At 65.3% G+C, this 16,892-nt stretch carries 14 protein-coding genes; 5 read left to right on the top strand and 9 right to left on the bottom strand.

Features of this window, described 5'->3' with window-relative positions; genetic code table 11:
• Genes AvAM_RS10550 through AvAM_RS10535 form a run of 4 tightly spaced genes read left to right on the top strand, consistent with a single transcriptional unit; the run spans position 1 to position 4,909 of the window.
• Positions 1-810, top strand: coding sequence for an enoyl-CoA hydratase/isomerase family protein (locus AvAM_RS10550; protein WP_137747004.1), 810 nt, complete (start codon positions 1-3; stop codon positions 808-810).
• Positions 807-2,825 carry a biotin carboxylase N-terminal domain-containing protein gene (locus AvAM_RS10545; protein ID WP_137747003.1) on the top strand — a complete coding sequence of 673 codons (2,019 nt, stop codon included), beginning with the start codon at positions 807-809 and terminating at the stop codon, positions 2,823-2,825. The genes AvAM_RS10550 and AvAM_RS10545 overlap by 4 nt, the downstream gene beginning before the upstream one ends.
• Complete coding sequence (locus AvAM_RS10540; RefSeq protein WP_137747002.1) at positions 2,822-3,994, top strand: acyl-CoA dehydrogenase family protein; 1,173 nt, start codon at positions 2,822-2,824, stop codon at positions 3,992-3,994. Before AvAM_RS10545 ends, AvAM_RS10540 begins: the two co-directional genes overlap by 4 nt.
• 18 nt (positions 3,995-4,012) lie before the next feature.
• Positions 4,013-4,909 carry a 3-keto-5-aminohexanoate cleavage protein gene (locus tag AvAM_RS10535; protein WP_137747001.1) on the top strand — a complete coding sequence of 299 codons (897 nt, stop codon included), beginning with the start codon at positions 4,013-4,015 and terminating at the stop codon, positions 4,907-4,909.
• Between the two features lie 92 nt (positions 4,910-5,001).
• On the opposite strand, the gene AvAM_RS10530 is transcribed toward AvAM_RS10535, so the two are convergent.
• Positions 5,002-5,235: a hypothetical protein gene (locus AvAM_RS10530; RefSeq protein WP_137747000.1), complete on the bottom strand. Its 234-nt coding sequence runs from the start codon at positions 5,233-5,235 to the stop codon at positions 5,002-5,004.
• A 228-nt stretch (positions 5,236-5,463) separates the two neighbouring features.
• On the opposite strand from AvAM_RS10530, the gene AvAM_RS10525 reads away from it, so the two are divergent.
• A complete protein-coding gene (locus AvAM_RS10525) occupies positions 5,464-6,039 on the top strand; it encodes a hypothetical protein (RefSeq protein ID WP_137746999.1) in 576 nt (191 codons plus the stop codon).
• Positions 6,040-6,054: 15 nt separating this feature from the next.
• Here AvAM_RS10525 and AvAM_RS10520 read toward each other — a convergent pair whose 3' ends face one another.
• From AvAM_RS10520 to AvAM_RS10485, 8 genes are all read right to left on the bottom strand, one after another.
• Positions 6,055-8,226 carry a 3-hydroxyacyl-CoA dehydrogenase NAD-binding domain-containing protein gene (locus tag AvAM_RS10520; RefSeq protein ID WP_137746998.1) on the bottom strand — a complete coding sequence of 724 codons (2,172 nt, stop codon included), beginning with the start codon at positions 8,224-8,226 and terminating at the stop codon, positions 6,055-6,057.
• A 23-nt stretch (positions 8,227-8,249) separates the two neighbouring features.
• On the bottom strand, positions 8,250-9,455 hold the full coding sequence (locus tag AvAM_RS10515) for an acetyl-CoA C-acetyltransferase (protein ID WP_137746997.1): 1,206 nt from the start codon (positions 9,453-9,455) through the stop codon (positions 8,250-8,252).
• 78 nt (positions 9,456-9,533) lie between these two features.
• On the bottom strand, positions 9,534-10,700 hold the full coding sequence (locus AvAM_RS10510; protein WP_137746996.1) for an acyl-CoA dehydrogenase family protein: 1,167 nt from the start codon (positions 10,698-10,700) through the stop codon (positions 9,534-9,536).
• 130 nt (positions 10,701-10,830) lie between these two features.
• On the bottom strand, positions 10,831-11,997 hold the full coding sequence (locus AvAM_RS10505) for an ABC transporter substrate-binding protein (RefSeq protein WP_137746995.1): 1,167 nt from the start codon (positions 11,995-11,997) through the stop codon (positions 10,831-10,833).
• A gap of 124 nt (positions 11,998-12,121) precedes the next feature.
• Positions 12,122-13,978 (bottom strand): long-chain fatty acid--CoA ligase, encoded by a 1,857-nt coding sequence (locus AvAM_RS10500; RefSeq protein ID WP_137746994.1) that lies wholly within the window; start codon positions 13,976-13,978, stop codon positions 12,122-12,124.
• Positions 13,979-13,985: 7 nt separating this feature from the next.
• Positions 13,986-14,807: an ABC transporter ATP-binding protein gene (locus AvAM_RS10495; protein WP_137746993.1), complete on the bottom strand. Its 822-nt coding sequence runs from the start codon at positions 14,805-14,807 to the stop codon at positions 13,986-13,988.
• On the bottom strand, positions 14,804-15,643 hold the full coding sequence (locus tag AvAM_RS10490; protein ID WP_137746992.1) for an ABC transporter ATP-binding protein: 840 nt from the start codon (positions 15,641-15,643) through the stop codon (positions 14,804-14,806). Before AvAM_RS10490 ends, AvAM_RS10495 begins: the two co-directional genes overlap by 4 nt.
• A 169-nt stretch (positions 15,644-15,812) precedes the next feature.
• Positions 15,813-16,889 (bottom strand): branched-chain amino acid ABC transporter permease, encoded by a 1,077-nt coding sequence (locus AvAM_RS10485; protein WP_137746991.1) that lies wholly within the window; start codon positions 16,887-16,889, stop codon positions 15,813-15,815.
• Positions 16,890-16,892 lie beyond the last annotated feature (3 nt).

Raw genomic sequence — 16,892 nt, 5'->3', positions numbered from 1 at the left:
ATGACTGATTCGCTGTTGATCAGCCGCATGCCGCTGCCCAGCGGCAGCGTGGAAACCTGGACGCTCAACGACCCGGCCAGCCGCAATGCGCTGTCAGAAGCCATGGTGGACGCCCTGCTGGCCGCGTGCGAGCGCGCTGCGGCAGATGCCGACTTGCGTGGCGTGGTGCTGCGGGGTGCCGGTGGGCACTTCTGTGCGGGCGGCAGCCTGGGCGGTTTTGCCAAGACCATCGGCCAGCCACTGGCTGCGGGTACATCCGACCCGCTGGTGCCGCTGAACCGCCGCTTTGGCACGCTGCTGCAGGCGCTGTGTGCGTTGCCGCAGTGGTTCATCGTGGCTGTGGAGGGCGCCGCGATGGGCGGCGGCTTTGGGCTCGTGTGCTGCGCCGACCATGTGCTGGCCCACACCAGTGCACAGTTCGCCACGCCCGAGGTCACACTGGGCATCGTGCCTGCGCAGATTGCACCGTTTGTCGTGCGGCGCCTGGGCCAAGCGGCAGCGCGGCGGTGTTTGTTGACAGGCGAGCGCTGGGATGCTGCGACAGCTCAACGTGCGGGGCTGGTGGATGAGGTGGTCGCTGGCGACATGGAGGCTGCTGTGCAAGCCGCCATCGCGCGCCACGCCGCCGCAGCGCCGCAGGCCGTGGCCGCCACCAAACGTTTGTTGCTGGCCCAGACTGATACGCCGTTGCCCGCGCTGCTGGATGAGGCAGCGATGGCTTTTGCGCAAGCGCTGCGCGGGCCTGAGGCGCCGCAAGGGCTGGCGGCATTTGCCGCGCGCAAGGCACCGCCGTGGAGTGCGAAGCTATGAAAAAGATCCTTGTAGCGAACCGATCAGAGATCGCCCGCCGCATCATCCACACCGCCCATCGTATGGGCATCGAAACGGTAGCCGTCTACTCCGACCCCGATGCCAACGCTTTGCACGTGCGCGAAGCCACCCAGGCCGTGGCCTTGGGCGGTGCGGCCAGTGCCGACACTTATCTGCGCACCGACAAGCTCCTGACTGCCGCCCGCGCCACGGGCGCCGATGCCGTGCACCCCGGCTACGGCTTCCTCAGCGAGAACGCCGACTTTGCCCAGGCCGTGGTCGATGCGGGCCTGACCTGGATCGGCCCGCCACCCGCTGCCATCCTTGCACTCGGCAGCAAGGCCGGGGCCAAGGCGCTGGCCCAGGCGCATGGCGTGCCCTGCCTGCCCGGCTATGCGGGGGAGGATCAGAGCGACGAGCGTTTTGCCGCCGAGGCTGCTCGTATCGGCACGCCCCTCATGGTCAAGGCCGTGGCGGGTGGGGGAGGGCGCGGCATGCGCCTCGTCACCGACCTGGCGCAGTTGCCTGCGGCGTTAGCGAGTGCCCGGTCCGAGGCCCTGGCGGGTTTTGGCTGTGGCGACCTGCTCATCGAACGCGCGCTGCTGCAGCCGCGCCATGTGGAGGTGCAAGTCTTTGCCGACGCCCACGGTGCGTGCATCCACCTGGGCGAGCGCGATTGTTCGGTGCAGCGCCGCCACCAGAAGATCATTGAAGAGGCACCCAGCCCAGCGGTGGATGCCGCATTGCGCGAACGCATGGGCGCCTGCGCCGTGGCGCTGGCCCAGGCCGCCGGTTATGTGGGTGCAGGGACCGTGGAGTTCTTGCTCGACGGCAGTGACTTGAGCGCCGCCGGGCCGCCCCAAGGCGCGAAGGCCCCCTCGGGGGGCAGCGAACCACGCGAAGCGGGGAGCGTGGGGGCGCAATTCTTCTTGATGGAGATGAACACCCGCCTGCAGGTGGAGCACCCGGTGACCGAAGCGCTCACGGGGCTGGACCTGGTGGAGTGGCAGATCCGCGTGGCGCGGGGCGAGCCGCTGCCGCTCGCGCAAGACCAGGTGCATCTGCAAGGCCACGCCATCGAAGTGCGCCTGTGCGCCGAAGACGCGCACTTCCGCCCCCATACCGGTCGTGTACTGCAGTTCAGCGCGCCACCGGCCACCGCGTTTGAACGGGCTGCGCCGGGCGCGCTGCGCTTTGACCATGCGCTGGAGGAGGGGGCAGAGGTCACGCCTCACTACGACGCCATGCTGGGCAAGCTCATCGTGCACGCGCCCACGCGGGCCGAGGCCATCGCCGCGCTGGTGCGTGCGTTGCACAACACCCGCGTGCTGGGCCTGCCCACCAACCGCGCGTTTCTGGCGGCCTGCCTGCAGCACCCGGTGTTTGCCAGCGGGCAGGCGCTGGTGCCGTTCTTGTCCGAACATGCCGCAGATTTGCAAGATTTGCTATTGAAAAGTGAGCTTAAAGCGCTTGCTCACTGCGCGGTAGAGGCTATTTTTTCTTCAAAAATTTCGTCTGACTTGCCCTGTGCGCTCGCCCGCCCGATGCGCCTGCGCCACCAGGGCCAGGTGCATGGCGTCACCGTGCGGGAGTTGGGCGGTGGGCGGCTGCAGGTGGAGCAGGCCGGGGCAGAACCTGTGACATTGCAACTGCCCCAGCACGGCGTGTATTGCTTGGCAGTGGGCTCCCGGCGTTGGCACTGGCAGTCGGGCGGTGTGGACGGCTGGGTGGAAGACGCATCGTGGGAGCCCGCAGCGCGCGCAGATGCGGCGGGCGGCGTCACGGAGCTGCGCGCCCCCTTCAACGGCAAGGTGGTTGCGCTGCCTGTGGCCGCAGGCCAGGCGCTGGCGGCGGGCGACACGGTGGTGGTCATCGAATCCATGAAGCTTGAACACAGCTTGGCCAGCCCTGCAGCTGCCACCGTGGCCGAGCTGCTGGTGGCCCCCGGCCAGCAGGTGTCGCCCGGCCAGGTGCTGGCCCGCTTTGCACCCGCCACGCAAGGGGTGCCCGCATGACCGCCGGATCCGATGCAAGTGCTGTGAGCGACGAAGACCGCGCCGCCCTCACTGACACCGTCACCCGCTTTGCCCGCACCGAGATCGCGCCGCATGTGGACGCGTGGGATGCGGCCGGTGAATTCCCTCGCAGCCTGTACCGCCGCGCGGCCGACCTGGGCCTGCTGGGCCTGGGCTACCCCGAGCAGTACGGCGGCACCCCCGCCACCTACCAGCTGCGCCTGCCGCTGTGGCGCGCGCTCAGCCGCCACGGCGCGAGCGGCGGTGTGCTGGCCAGCCTGCTCTCGCACAACATCGGCCTGCCGCCCGTGCTGGCGCATGGCAGCGACGCGGTGCGCGCCGAGGTCATCCCACCCGTGCTGGCGGGCGAACAGATCGCCGCGCTAGCGATCACCGAGCCCGGGGGCGGGTCCGACGTGGCCCAACTCAAGACCACGGCGCGGCGTGAAGGCGATGAGTACATCGTCAACGGCGAAAAGGTCTTCATCACGTCAGGCATGCGCGCGGACTGGATCACCGTGGCCGTGCGCACCGGCGACGCGGGCAGCAAGGGCAGCGCAGGCATCTCCATGCTGCTCATCCCCGGCCACAGCGCAGGCCTGTCGCGCAGCAAGCTCGACAAGATGGGCTGGCTCTGCTCCGACACCGCCCATCTGCGGTTTGACAACGTGCGCGTGCCCGCCCGCTACCTGCTGGGCGAAGAGGGCGCAGGCTTTCGCATCATCATGGCCAACTTCAACGGCGAGCGCTTTGGCCTGGCCGCATCGGCCCTGGGCTTTGCCGAGGCCTGCTACGACGAGGCTCTGGCCTGGGCGCGCCAGCGCAAGACCTTTGGCGCCGCGCTGGTGGAGCACCAAGTCATCCGCCACAAGCTGGTGGACATGCAGATGCGCATCCAGTCCACCGCCGCGTGGTGCGAATCTGTGGCCGCGCAAGCCGACGCTGGGTGCACAGGGCCCGATTGGGTGGCTCAGGTGTGTTTGCTCAAGAACCACGCCACCCAAACCATGCAGTTCTGCGCCGACCAGGCCGTGCAGATCCTGGGCGGCATGGGCTTCATGCGCGGCACCGTCAGCGAGCGCATCTACCGCGAGGTCAAGGTCATGATGATCGGCGGCGGTGCGGAAGAAATCATGAAAGACCTGGCTGCAAAACAGCTCGGCATTTGAATGAAGGAGACAGGCCCCATGCACAACACCGACCACGGCAACAAAGCCATCATCACCTGCGCCATCACCGGCGTGCTGACGGACCCTGGCCAGCACCACGTGCCCGTCACGCCCGAGCAATTGGCGAAAGAAGCCCGCCGCGCCTACGACGCAGGCGCCGCCGTGGTCCACGTGCACTTTCGCAACCAGGAGCCCGGCAAGGGCCACCTGCCCAGCTGGGATCCGCAGGTGGCGCGCGACTGTGTGCAAGCCATGCGCGAGGCCTGCCCTGGCCTGATCATCAACCAGACCACCGGCGTGGTCGGCCCCCACTACCAAGGCCCGCTGGATTGCCTGCGCGCCACCCGCCCCGAGATGGCCGCGTGCAACGCCGGCTCGCTCAACTACCTGAAGGTGCGCAGCAACGGCACCTGGGCCTGGCCGCCCATGCTGTTCGACAACCAGCCCGCCAAGGTGAAGGACTTCATCGACGTGATGCTGGAGACCGGCACGCTGCCCGAGTTTGAATGCTTTGACGTGGGCATCGTGCGCTGCGTGGAGATGTATGTGCAGACCGGCATGTACACCGAGCGCCTGCCCGAATACAACTTTGTGATGGGCGTCGAGTCCGGCATGCCCGCCGACCCGGACCTGCTGCCCATCCTGCTCAAGCTCAAGATCAAGGATGCCCCCTGGCAAGCCACCGTCATCGGCCGCAGCGAGATCTGGCCCGTGCACCAGCGCGTGGCCGAGCTGGGTGGGCACCTGCGCACGGGGCTGGAGGACACGTTCTATCTGCCGGATGGGACCAAGGCGGATTCGAACGGACCGTTGATTGAGCAGCTGGCAAAGGTCGCGCGCAATGCGGGGCGGGAGGTGGCTTCGCCGCAGGAGGCGCGGGGGATGTTGGGGTTGAAGGCCGCGGGCATTCCGTGAGTGGGAATAGCGCCCAGCGCCGCAGCTTGGGTTAGCTAGTAGCGCCAGTTGGCACTTTACCCAGCGTTGAAGTGGCCTCGGGTAGCGCTGCGTTAACTTTGCGAGGGGTCTGGACGCACCCGCCGCGCAAGAAACCAGGCGACTACAAGGCTCAAAGCTGTCGATAGCGAGAATCCGTAAATCACCACCATCCGAGAAAAGCGATGCCTTCCCCAATGAGCGTCTTCGTTGGTTTGGATGGCGCGTTTGTATTCGTTCAACTCACTGACCTGCGCAGGAGTCAGCTGGTCGCGGAGCACATAATTTCTGTCGATGTTTTCGATCATCCCAATGGTGTCCCTCTTGATCATGGGAGAGTGAAACACCATGAACACGCCCGCTACACAGAAAGAGAGAACTGCTTGTCCAATGAGTACGCAAACGAGCTTCTTTACTATTTGTGGTGTCATCTCTACCGAGCATTTAAGGTGACTGAGTACGCAGGACCGTAACGAGTCCGTTCGAACTGGACAAATCACATGAACGTCTTCTACAGCTGGTGAAGGGGAAAGTCCGTGACGCAGTCCTCCTCGGCCCTCAAGGGATTTGCCGCGCTGTCGTATCGTGACCCCGCAGTGGTTCTGCGTGAACTCCGCCAGATCGAGTCTCAAATGGTAGGCGCAAACTTGTCCCCACAAGTCCGCAATCTACGAACCAACGGCTTGAAGCCCATACGCGAATTTCGGCATGCTGCGCTTTTTTGCCATGGCATGTCCTTGCGTCTGGGGCGCCAGGTTCTGTTTTCTCCCGTGGAATCAAGTGACTATGACTTCGTTGCTACATGGCTGATTGCTGATGTTCAGCACTTTGCGCGGGTGCAACTCAAGGAGTTGGTGCCAGCGCATTTGAACGAAGGTGCAACTGTCCAGGCACTGGTCGATGGGTTGAGCAAGTATTCCGGCGATGATTTGATAGTGGCAATCTTTCTCAACAGAGAGGGCCGTTTCTCTCTAGAGGAGGTTGTGTTTCCCGCCCTGCATATTGCAGAGTTGTGGTTCGTGTTCGCGACAACCCCAGACCAGCATATGTGGCAGTTGGTCGGGGATGCATTGCGTGAGCCTGAAGTGAGCTCCTTCAGGTATCCGACTTGAAGGGCCCAGGTTCAGTCAATAGCGTGGCTGAAATTCGCGGACGGCGTCTCGGACTTTTGTTTCTAACGTGAACCCCGAGCCGTATTTCGCCGCCAATTCATCCGCACGCTTCAAGAACGCCTCTACTCCCGTCCCGTAGATGAATTGCATCGCCCCCCCCGTCCACGCCGGAAACCCGATCCCAAAAATCGACCCAATGTTCGCGTCATGCACGCTGGTCAGCACGCCCTCGGCCAGGCAGCGCGCGGTCTCGATGGCCTGGCGGTAGAGCAAACGGTCCTGGATCTCTTGCACGCTCCACTCCACGCCGGGCTTTTCGAACAGAGGTTTCAGCTCCGGCCACAGGTGCTTCTTGGCGCCTGCGGGGTAGTCGTAAAAGCCGCCGCCACCGGCGCGGCCTGGGCGCTTCAGCTCCTTGACCATGCGCTCTACCAGCAGCTCGCCGGGTGTGGCGGTGTAGGTCTTGCCTTCGGCCGCGTAATCGGCGCGGGTCTGGTCCAGCACGTGCACGCTCAGGGTCAGCGCGGTTTCGTCCAGCACGGCCAGCGGGCCCACTGGCAGGCCGGCCTGCATGGCGGCGTTTTCAATGGCGGCGGAGGGGATGCCTTCGCCCAGCATGGCGGCGCCTTCCATCACAAAGGTGCCGAAGGTGCGGCTGGTGTAGAAGCCGCGTGAGTCGTTGACCACGATGGGCACCTTGCCCAGGGCCTGCACGTAGTCGAACGCGCGGGCCACGGTCTCGTCGTCCGTTTGTTTGCCGCGGATGATCTCCACCAGCTTCATCTTGTCCACGGGGCTGAAGAAGTGGATGCCGACAAACTTCTCGGGCTTGCTGCTGGCCGTGGCCAGGCCGCTGATGGGCAGGGTGGAGGTGTTGCTGGCAAAGAAGCCGCCGGGCGCGAGGTGTGGCTCGGCCTCTTGCGTGACCTTGGCCTTGAGGTCGCGGCTTTCAAACACGGCTTCGATGATGAGGTCGCAGCCCGCCAGGTCGGCCGCGCTGGCGGTGGGCGTGATGCGTGCCAGCAGCGCCTGCTGCGCCTCGGCGGTCATGCGGCCCTTGTCCACGCGGGCCTGGGTGAGTTTGGCGCTGTAGGTCTTGCCAGCCTCGGCCTTCTGGGTGCTCACGTCCTTGAGCACGGTTGCGATGCCTTTGCTCGCCTGGGCCCAGGCGATGCCCGCGCCCATCATGCCCGCGCCCAGGATGCCGACCTTTTGCGGCTTGTAGCGCGGGGCCGAGCCGGGGCGTGACTTGCCGCTCTTGATCGCGTTCATGTCGAAGAAGAACGTGTTGATCATGTTGCGCGCCACGGGGCCGGTCATCAGGCGGGCGAGGTAGCGGCTTTCGATGCGCAGGGCGGTGTCGTAGTCCACCATGGCGCCTTCGACCATGGCGGCCAGCGCGGCCTCGGGCGCGGGGTAGCGGCCGCGCGTGGTCTTCTTGAGCATGGCGGGCGCCACCGTCAGGGCACCCGCGATCTTGGGGTTGGCGGGTGTGCCGCCGGGCATCTTGTAGTTCTTGTCGTCCCACGGCTGCACGGCGTGCGGGTGGGTGGCGATGTGGGCCAGGGCGGCGGGCAGCAGTTGCTCGCGCGTGGTCACCAGCTCGTGCACCAGTTGCAGCTCCAGCGCCTCGGCGGGGTTGAAGAGTTTGCCTTCCAGGATGTAGGGCTGCGCGCCCATCAGGCCCAGCAGGCGCGTCATCTTGGTCACGCCGGTGGCGCCGGGCATCAGGCCCAGCGTCACCTCGGGCAGGCCGAACTGGATCTTGGGGTCGGCGACGGCGATGCGGTAGTGGGCGACTAGGGCCACCTCCCAGCCGCCGCCCAGCGCCGCGCCGTTCAGGCAAGCCACCACGGGGATGCCCAGTGTTTCGAGCGTGCGGAAGTGCTTCTTCATGCGCTCGATTTCGCCGAACACGGCGGGGGCATCGGCGGGCGTGAGGCGCATGGTGGCCTTGAGGTCGGCGCCCGCAAAAAAGCTGGTCTTGGCCGATGCCAGCACGATGCCTTTGAGCGCGGCGCCCAGGCGTTCGCGGTCGCCCAGCACCTGGGCGGTGACTTCATCCAGCTCTTGCTGCCACTGGCGGCACATGGTGTTGACGGAGGAGTTGGTTTCGTCAAACGTGATGACGGCGACCTGGCCTTCTGTGCCCTGGGCGGGGATGAGTTCGTAGCGAATGGTTTGCATGTTCTTGTCTCCTACCCAGTCCATCAAATGCGTTCAACAATCGTTGCGATGCCCATGCCACCGCCCACGCACAGCGTGGCGAGGCCATAGCGCTGGCCACGGCGGTGCAGCTCGTCAATCAAGGTGCCGAGGATCATCGCGCCCGTGGCGCCCAGCGGGTGGCCCATGGCGATGGCGCCGCCGTTCACGTTGACCTTGTCGTGCGGTACGCCCAGCTCGCGCATGAAGCGCATGGGCACAGCGGCAAAGGCCTCGTTGACTTCAAACAGGTCGATCTGGTCGATGGTCATGCCTGCACGGGCCAGCGCCTTCTTGGCGGCGGGCACGGGGCCGGTGAGCATGATGGTGGGGTCGGCCCCGCTGAGCGCTGTCGCCACAATGCGCGCGCGGGGCGTGAGGCCGTGGGCCTTGGCGGCGGCCTCGTTGCCGATGAGCACGGCGGCGGCGCCATCCACAATGCCGGACGAATTGCCCGCGTGGTGCACGTGGTGGATGCGCTCCACCTGCGGGTAGCGCTGCAGCGCCACGGCGTCAAAGCCCATGCCGCCCAGTTGCTCGAACGATGCCTTGAGCGCGCCCAGGCCTTCGAGGGTTGTCTTGGGCTTGATGAATTCGTCCTCCGCCAGGATGGTCTGGCCGATGAAGTCGCGCACGGGAACGACGGAATTCTTGAAGTAGCCCGCTGCGCGCGCGGCGGTGGCGCGGCGCTGCGATTCGAGCGCGAAGGCGTCCACATCGGCGCGGCTGTAGCCGTCCAGCGTGGCGATCAGGTCGGCGCCGATGCCCTGCGGCACGAACAGCGTGGCGGAATTGGTCTCCGGGTCTTGCGCCCAGGCGCCCCCGTCGGAGCCGATGGGCACGCGGCTCATGCTCTCCACACCGCCCGCCACCACCAGGTCCTCCCAGCCGCTGCGCACCTTTTGCGCGGCCAGGTTCACGGCTTCGAGGCCGGAGGCGCAGAAGCGGTTGACCTGCACACCTGCACAGCGAAAGTCCCACCCGGCCTTGAGCGCCGCCACCTTGGGCAACACCGAGCCCTGCTCGCCCACGGGCGAGACGATGCCCATGACCACGTCGTCCACCGCAGCGGTGTCAAAGCGGTGGCGCGCTTGCAGCTCGGTCAGCAGGCCCACCAGCAGGTCGATGGGCTTGACTTCGTGCAGGGTGCCGTCCTTCTTGCCCTTGCCGCGCGGGGTGCGCAGCGCGTCGAAAACGTAGGCTTCGGTCATGGTGTGGTCTCCAGATTTGAATGAAATTGGCCGTTTGCGCGCGTCCATCAAGCGCTATTAGCTATAAAAATTGAAGCATCAGCGCGCGGGCAGGCCCATGCCGCGCGAGATGACTTCTTTCATGATCTCGTTGGTACCGCCATAGATGCGCTGCACGCGGGCGTCAGCATAGGCGCGGGTGATGGGGTATTCCCACATGTAGCCGTAGCCGCCAAACAGCTGCACGCATTCGTCCATCACCTTGCACTGCAGGTCGGTCGTCCAGTACTTGGCCATGCTGGCGGTCTGGGTGTCGAGCTGGTCTTTCACGATCAGCTCGCAGCACTTGTCCACAAAAACGCGGGCCACCTGCACCTGGGTCTGCAGCTCGGCCAGGGTGTAGCGGGTGTTCTGGAAGGCGGCGACAGGCTGGCCGAAGACCTTGCGCTCTTTCACATAGTCCAGCGTCCAGTCAATCGCGGCCTGGGCAGCGGCCACGGCGGTGATGGCGATCTGCAGGCGTTCCCACGGCAGCTGCTCCATCAGGCAGATAAAGCCGCGCCCTTCCATGGCGGGGCCGCCCAGCAGGTTGTCCACCGGCACCTTCACGTCATTGAAGAACAGCTCGGAGGTGTCCTGGGCCTTCATGCCCATCTTCTTGAGGCGCTGGCCTTTTTCAAAGCCGGGCATGCCGCGCTCGACCAGTAACAGACTGGTGCCCTTGGCGCCTGCTGCCGGGTCGGTCTTGGCGACCACGATGACCAGGTCGGCGTGCCAGCCGTTGGTGATGAAGGTCTTGCTGCCATTCAGAACGTAGTGGCTGCCGTCGGCGCTCTTGATGGCCGTGGTCTTGATGCCCTGCAGGTCGCTGCCTGCGGCAGGCTCGCTCATGGCAATGGCGCCCACCATCGCGCCGCTGGCCATCTGGGGCAGGTACTTCTGTTTTTGCGCCTCGGTGCCGTAGTGCAGGATGTACGGCGCCACGATCTCGCTGTGCAGGCCAAAGCCGATGCCGGTGGTGCCAGCGCGCGCCAGCTCTTCCATCTGCGCTACCGAATACAGCTTGTCGGCCCCGGCGCCGCCGTATTCCTCGGGCAGGCTCATGCACAGAAAGCCGTTGGCGCCCGCCTGGCTCCACACCTCGCGCGCTACGTAGCCCTGGTCTTCCCAGTCGGCGTGGTGGGGCGTCACTTCTTTCTCGATAAAGCGGCGGAAGCTGTCGGCAAAGGCTTGGTGGTCGGGTTGGAAGAGGGTGCGTTCGATCATGGTGCTGGCAGATCCTATTTATGCAAAGTTACTGCTTGGTTAAAATCATTTTGCCACCGACGCCGCCGAAACGCATCCCCTGAAATGCAAAAGCCGCCCGAAGGCGGCTTGGGTGCGGCGGGTCAGGCGCTCATGGCTTGACGTAGTCGGAGACCACCTTCCACTTGCCGTCGGTGATCTGCGACAGGCGCGAGAGGTCGCTGCCCAGGCGCTTCTGGGGGCCAAAGGTGCCTTCGGCGCTGCCGAACATGTCGGGCGGGATCACCATGGTGTCCATGGCCTTGATGAAGCTGTCGGTGCTCAGGTTGGGGCCCGCCTTTTGCGCCGCCTTGATGAACGCATCGACCGCGTTGTAGCCGTAGACCGAGAAGACGGTGGGGTCTTCGTTGAACTTGGTCTTGTACTTGTTGGCCCAGAAGCGGATGGGCTGGCTGGCCTCGTCCAGGTAGGGGTGCTGCACCGTCATGGTGGCGTACAGGCCGTCCATGGGCTTGCCGCCCAGCTTGTGGATGAGGTCGGTGTAGGCGGCGCTGGAGCCGAGGAAGGTGGGGTTGAAGCCCGTCTTGCGTGCCTCGGCAATCGTGCCGATGGTCTCGCGGATGATGGTGCCCAGGATCACGAAGTCGCACTCGGACGACTTCATCTTGGCGACCTGTGAGGAGAAGTCGGTGGCGCCGCGCTTGTACGAGGTCTTCTCGGCGAAGTCCATGCCCATGGACTTGAGCGCTGCCTCGCCGCCGCGCATCACTTCCAGGCCAAACTCATCGTCCTGGTAAATGGTGCAGACCTTCTTGGCGCCTTTTTCCTTGATGAGCTTGGGCGCGGCCAGGCGGATCTGGTCGTAGTAGGTGGCGGCAAACGAATACTTGAGCTTGTGGAAGGGCTCGTACATTTCGCGCGCGGCCGTCACGGGGAAGAAGTTGATCACGTTCTTGCTGAACTGCACGGGCATGGCGGCCAGGTTCTGCGCCGTGCCGATGTGCGCAATCATCATGAAGATCTTGTCCTGGTTGACCAGCTTCTGCGCGGCCAGCACGGCTTTCTTGGGGTCGTAGCCCGAGTCTTCCACCTTCAGGTCCAGCTTGCGGCCGTTCACGCCGCCTTGCTCGTTGGCCTCGTCCACGCGCAGCATCATGCCCAGGCGCACCTGCTTGCCAAACCCGGCCAGCGGGCCCGAAAGATCCTGGATGGACCCCAGCGTGATGGTGTCCTTGCTCACGCCCTGGCTGGGCTGGGCCTGCACCGAGACACCGGCCATGGCCACGAGGGCCAGCGCGGCAATGTGATGAAACTTCATGGCACGTCTCCTTCGGTTGGATCGAAACAAAAACGATCGCTCGTTATAGAACGATGCCCCGGGTGGGGCACCAGCACTTTCCCTATCCTGATGGGCGTGGCCTGTCGTTGCGTGACGTGCGTGCCTACCGGTACATGGCTTCAATCTGGGGCGCGTACTTCTGTTGCACCAGCTTGCGCTTGAGCTTCATGGTGGGGGTCAGCTCTTCATCCTCGGCCGTGAGCTGGGTGTCGAGCAGGAAGAACTTCTTGATCTGTTCCACACGCGCGAACTTGGCGTTGACGCGGTCGATCTCGGCCTGGATCAGGTCCTGCACCTCGCGCGCGCGGGTCAGGCTGGCGTAGTTGCTGAAGGGCACGTCGTGGTCCTGCGCAAACTTCTCCACGTTCTCCTGGTCGATCATGATGATCACCGTGAGGTAGGGCAGCTTGTCGCCAATCACCACCGCGTCCGTCACATAGGGGCTGAACTTGAGTTCGTTCTCCAGCTCGCTGGGCGTGATGTTCTTGCCACCGGCCGTGATGATGATGTCCTTCATGCGGTCGGTGATGCGCAGGTAGCCGTCGGCGTCGATATTGCCCACGTCACCCGTGTGCAGCCACCCGTCGGCGTCAATGGTCTCGGCGGTCTTCTCGGGCAGGTTGAGATAGCCCTTGAACACATTGGGGCCGCGCACCAGGATCTCGCCCGTGGCGGGGTCGATGCGCACCTCGTTGTAGCTGGCGGCCGGGCCGATGGAGCCGGGCTTGATGCGCGTGGCAGGCACACCCGTGGCCGCGCCGCAGGTCTCAGTCATGCCCCACACCTCCAGCATGGGCACGCCCAAGGCCAGGTACCACTTCACCAGCTCGGGCGATATGGGCGCCGCCCCTGTAACCAGGAAGCGCGCACGGTGGATGCCGATGAGCTTGCGCACATTGTTCAGCGCCAGAAAGCGCGCCAGCATGAACTGCGCCTTCAGCAGGCCACCCACCGGCTGGCCCGCCAGCACCTTCTCGGCGATGCGTGTGCCCACGCCGATGGACCAGGCATAGGCCGCCTGCTGCAGCCGGGTGGACTCCTTGAGGGCAATCATCACGCCCGAATAGAACTTCTCCCACACGCGTGGCACGGCGGTGAAGACCGTGGGGGCGATCTCGCGCACGTTCTCGGGCACGGTGTCGGGGTTCTCCACAAAGTTCAGGCGTGCGCCGGTGTAGAGCGAGAAGTATTCGCCGCCCATGCGCTCGGCGATGTGGCACAGCGGCAGGAAACACATGGTCTCGTCCGCCTCGCTGCGCGAGATGAGCGTGTTGTAGCCGCGCACGGTGTAGGTGAGCGCGGCGTGCGTGTGCATGGCGCCCTTGGGTTTGCCCGTGGTGCCCGAGGTGTAGACCAGGATGGCCACGTCGTCGGGGCGGCAGGCCTTGACGCGCTGCATAAGCGCGTCGGGGTGCTGTGCGTTCCACGCGCGGCCCAGTTCACGCAGGGCCGTGAGGCTCAGCACATCGGCGTCCTGCAGGCCGCGCAGGCCTTCCATGTCGAACACCACGATCTTGCGCAGCAGCGGCAGCTGGCCGCGCACTTCCAGCGCCTTGTCGAGCTGTTCGTCGTCTTCCACAAACAGCACGGTGGTGCGCGAGTCTTCGCTCAGGTAGTGCACCTGCGCGGCAGCGTCGGTGGGGTAGATGCCGTTGGCCACGCCGCCGCAGCTCAGCACGGCCAGGTCGGCCAGCACCCACTCGATGTTGGTGTTGGACAGGATGGACGCACATTCGCCCGGCGCAAAACCCAGCGACATCAGGCCGCCCGCAATCTCGCGCACGGCCTCGGCCGTCTGGTCCCAGGTCCAGCTCTTCCAGATGCCCAGCTCTTTCTGGCGCATCCACACGCGCGGGCCGCGCTCGGCCACGGCGTTCCAGAACATGGCGGCGATGGTGTCGCCTGCCAGCACGTCGGTGCCTGCGGGCTGGATGTGATCGAGGTCCCAGAGATTGCTCATGTTGTCCTCATCGCCATGTTTTCTTTTTCTTCCACCGCCGCTCGCCCCGCACGCCCTCGTCCTTCATGCCGAGGTAGAACTCCTTGATGTCGTCCTTCTCGCGCAGGCGCTCGCAGCTGTCTTCCATCACGATGCGGCCGTTCTCCAGCACGTAGCCGTAGTCCGATGCGTTGAGCGCCATGTTGGCGTTCTGCTCGACCAGCAGGATGGTGGTGCCGCGCTCGCGGTTGATACGCACCACGATCTCGAAGATCTCCTTGGTGAGCTTGGGGGAGAGGCCCAGGCTGGGCTCGTCAAGCAGGATGAGTTCGGGGTTGGCCATGAGTGCGCGCGAGATGGCCAGCATCTGCTGCTGCCCGCCCGAGAGCAGGCCAGCATCTTGCGCGGCGCGCTCCTTGAGGATGGGGAAGTAGCCGAACACCGTCTCGATGTCGCGCGCCACTGCGTCCTTGTCGGCACGCGTGTAGGCGCCCATCAGCAGGTTGTCGCGCACGGACAGCAGCGGAAACACCTCGCGCCCCTCGGGCACATGCATCAGGCCCCGGCGCACGATGGCGGCCGGGTCGCGGGCGGTGATGTCCTGGCCCTGGAATTCGATGGAGCCCTTGCGCGGGTCGATGATGCCGCTGATGGTCTTGAGGATGGTGGTCTTGCCTGCGCCGTTGCTGCCCAGCACGGCGGCGATCTCGCCGCGCCGCACCTGCAGACTCACGCCCCGGATGGCCTTGATGGGGCCGTAGGCACTTTCCACGTTCTGGAGGCGCAGCAGGGGCTGGTCGGCGGCGCTGGCTGCCGGGCTGGTGGCGGGGGCGGACAGCACGGCGCTCATGTGCGGACTCCCATGCTGGAACCCGCTGGGCGGCGCAGGTTGCTCACATCGTCGATGGTGCCCAGGTACGCCTCGATCACCCCAGGATGCGTTTGCACTTCGCGCGGCGTGCCCATGGCCACCACCTCACCCTGGTTCATGGCCAGCACACGGTCGGACACCTTGGACACCAGCGACATGTCGTGTTCCACCATCAGCACCGTGATGCCCAGCTCGTGCTGGATGTCCTGGATCCAGAAGGCCATGTCGTCGGTCTCTTCCACGTTCAGGCCCGACGATGGCTCGTCGAGCAGCAGCAACTGCGGCTCGGTGCACAGCGCGCGGGCCAGTTCCACCACCTTGCGCACACCGTAGGGCAGGCCGGCCACCATGGTGTCGCGGTAGTGCTGCAGGTCGAGAAAGTCGATGACCTGCTCGGCCTTCTCTCGCGCCTGAATTTCGCCCTCACGCACCTTGCGCGTGAAGAACATCTCAGCCCACAGGCTGCTGTGCTGCCGGGTGTGGCGGCCGATCAGCAGGTTGTGCAGGACGCTGGCATGCTCGAAGAGTTCTATGTTCTGAAACGTCCGCGCGATGCCCAGGCCCGCCACCTTGTGGGGCGGCTGGTCGGTGAGCGGCAGCATGGCGCCGCCGGGCCCCGCATAGGCGATGGTGCCGGTGGTGGGGGTGTAGATGCGGCTGATGAGGTTGAACACCGTGGTCTTGCCCGCGCCGTTGGGGCCGATGAGGGTGAACACCTCGCCGCGCCGCACGTCGAAGCTCACGTTGTTGACGGCCAGCACGCCGCCAAAGCGCACGCTGAGGCTCTGGGCGCTGAGAAGCACATCGGTCGTCACAGTGCTCCCTCCATGGCGCTCGTACTGTTGCGTGTGGGTTGAGACTGGCGTGGCCCAGGCCAGGAACGCCGAGCAAGGGCCGCCCCGCAGCGAGGGCGTTGTCCCCCTGCCCGCGCAGCGCAGCGAAGCGAGAGCGGGGGGAAGGCGCGAAGCGACTCAGGGGGGTGTTTCATTTCAAGCGATCCGATTTCTGGAACGACTTCTGTCGCTTGAACATGCCCTGGCGGTAGAACGGGAACATCTGCAGCCAGGTGCGCACCTTGAGCCAGCGGCCGTACAGGCCCATGGGCTCGAACAGCACAAAGGCGATCAGCACCGCGCCATACACCACGGCCTGCAACCCCGGCGCCTGGCCGATGGAATCCGGCAGCCAGTCTTTGGACAGCGAGATGAGCTGCGGCATCGAGATCAGGAAGATCGCGCCCAGGAACGCACCGTGCACCGAGCCCAGGCCACCGATCACGATCATGAGCAGCAGGTCGATGGACTGCAGGATGTTGAACTGGTCCGGCGAGATGAACTGCAGCTTGTGGGCATACAGTGCGCCACCCACGCCCGCGAGCGCGGCCGAGAGCGAGAACGACAGCGTCTTGTAGCGCGCCAGGTGGATGCCCATGCTCTGCGCCGAAATCTCCGAATCGCGGATGGCTACGAACGCGCGACCCGTGGGCGAGCGCAGCAGGTTCAGGATGGCCAGTGTGCTGACCACCGCAATCACCAGGCACAAAAAGTAGAACGACTCGGTGGACTCGAACGAGTACCCGAACATCTGCGGCGGCACCAGGTGCTTGCCGGAGTTGCCGCCCGTCACCGACTCCCAGCGCGCGAATACCTCCTCTACGATGAAGCCGAACGACAGCGTGGCCATGCCCAGGTAGATGCCCTTGACGCGCAGCGCGGGCAGGCCCACCACCACGCCCACGGCGGCCGACAGACCGGCTGCACAGGCCAGCGACAGCGCAAACGGCCAGCCCATGCCCGTGAGCACAGCCTGTGTGTAGGCCCCCACGCCCAGAAAGGCCGCGTGCCCCAGCGAGAACAGCCCTGTGAAGCCCGCCAGCAGCATCAGCCCCAGACCCACGATGGCGTAGATGAGTACAAAGGTCAGCTGCGCCAGCCAGTATTCAGGCGCGACCCAGGGCGCGGCGACGAGGGCCAGGCCCAGCAGGCTGTACCAGAACACATGGCCGCCGTGTTTGGCGAGGCGGATGTCTTGCGCGTAAGAGGTCTTGAAAAGAAAGCGCATGGG

The sequence above is a fragment of the Acidovorax sp. NB1 genome, from assembly GCF_005405905.1.
In the GTDB taxonomy this organism is placed as follows: domain Bacteria; phylum Pseudomonadota; class Gammaproteobacteria; order Burkholderiales; family Burkholderiaceae_C; genus Acidovorax.
The sequence above is the reverse complement of the archived record's forward strand: the minus strand, read 5'-3'. Positions and strand labels throughout refer to the sequence as shown.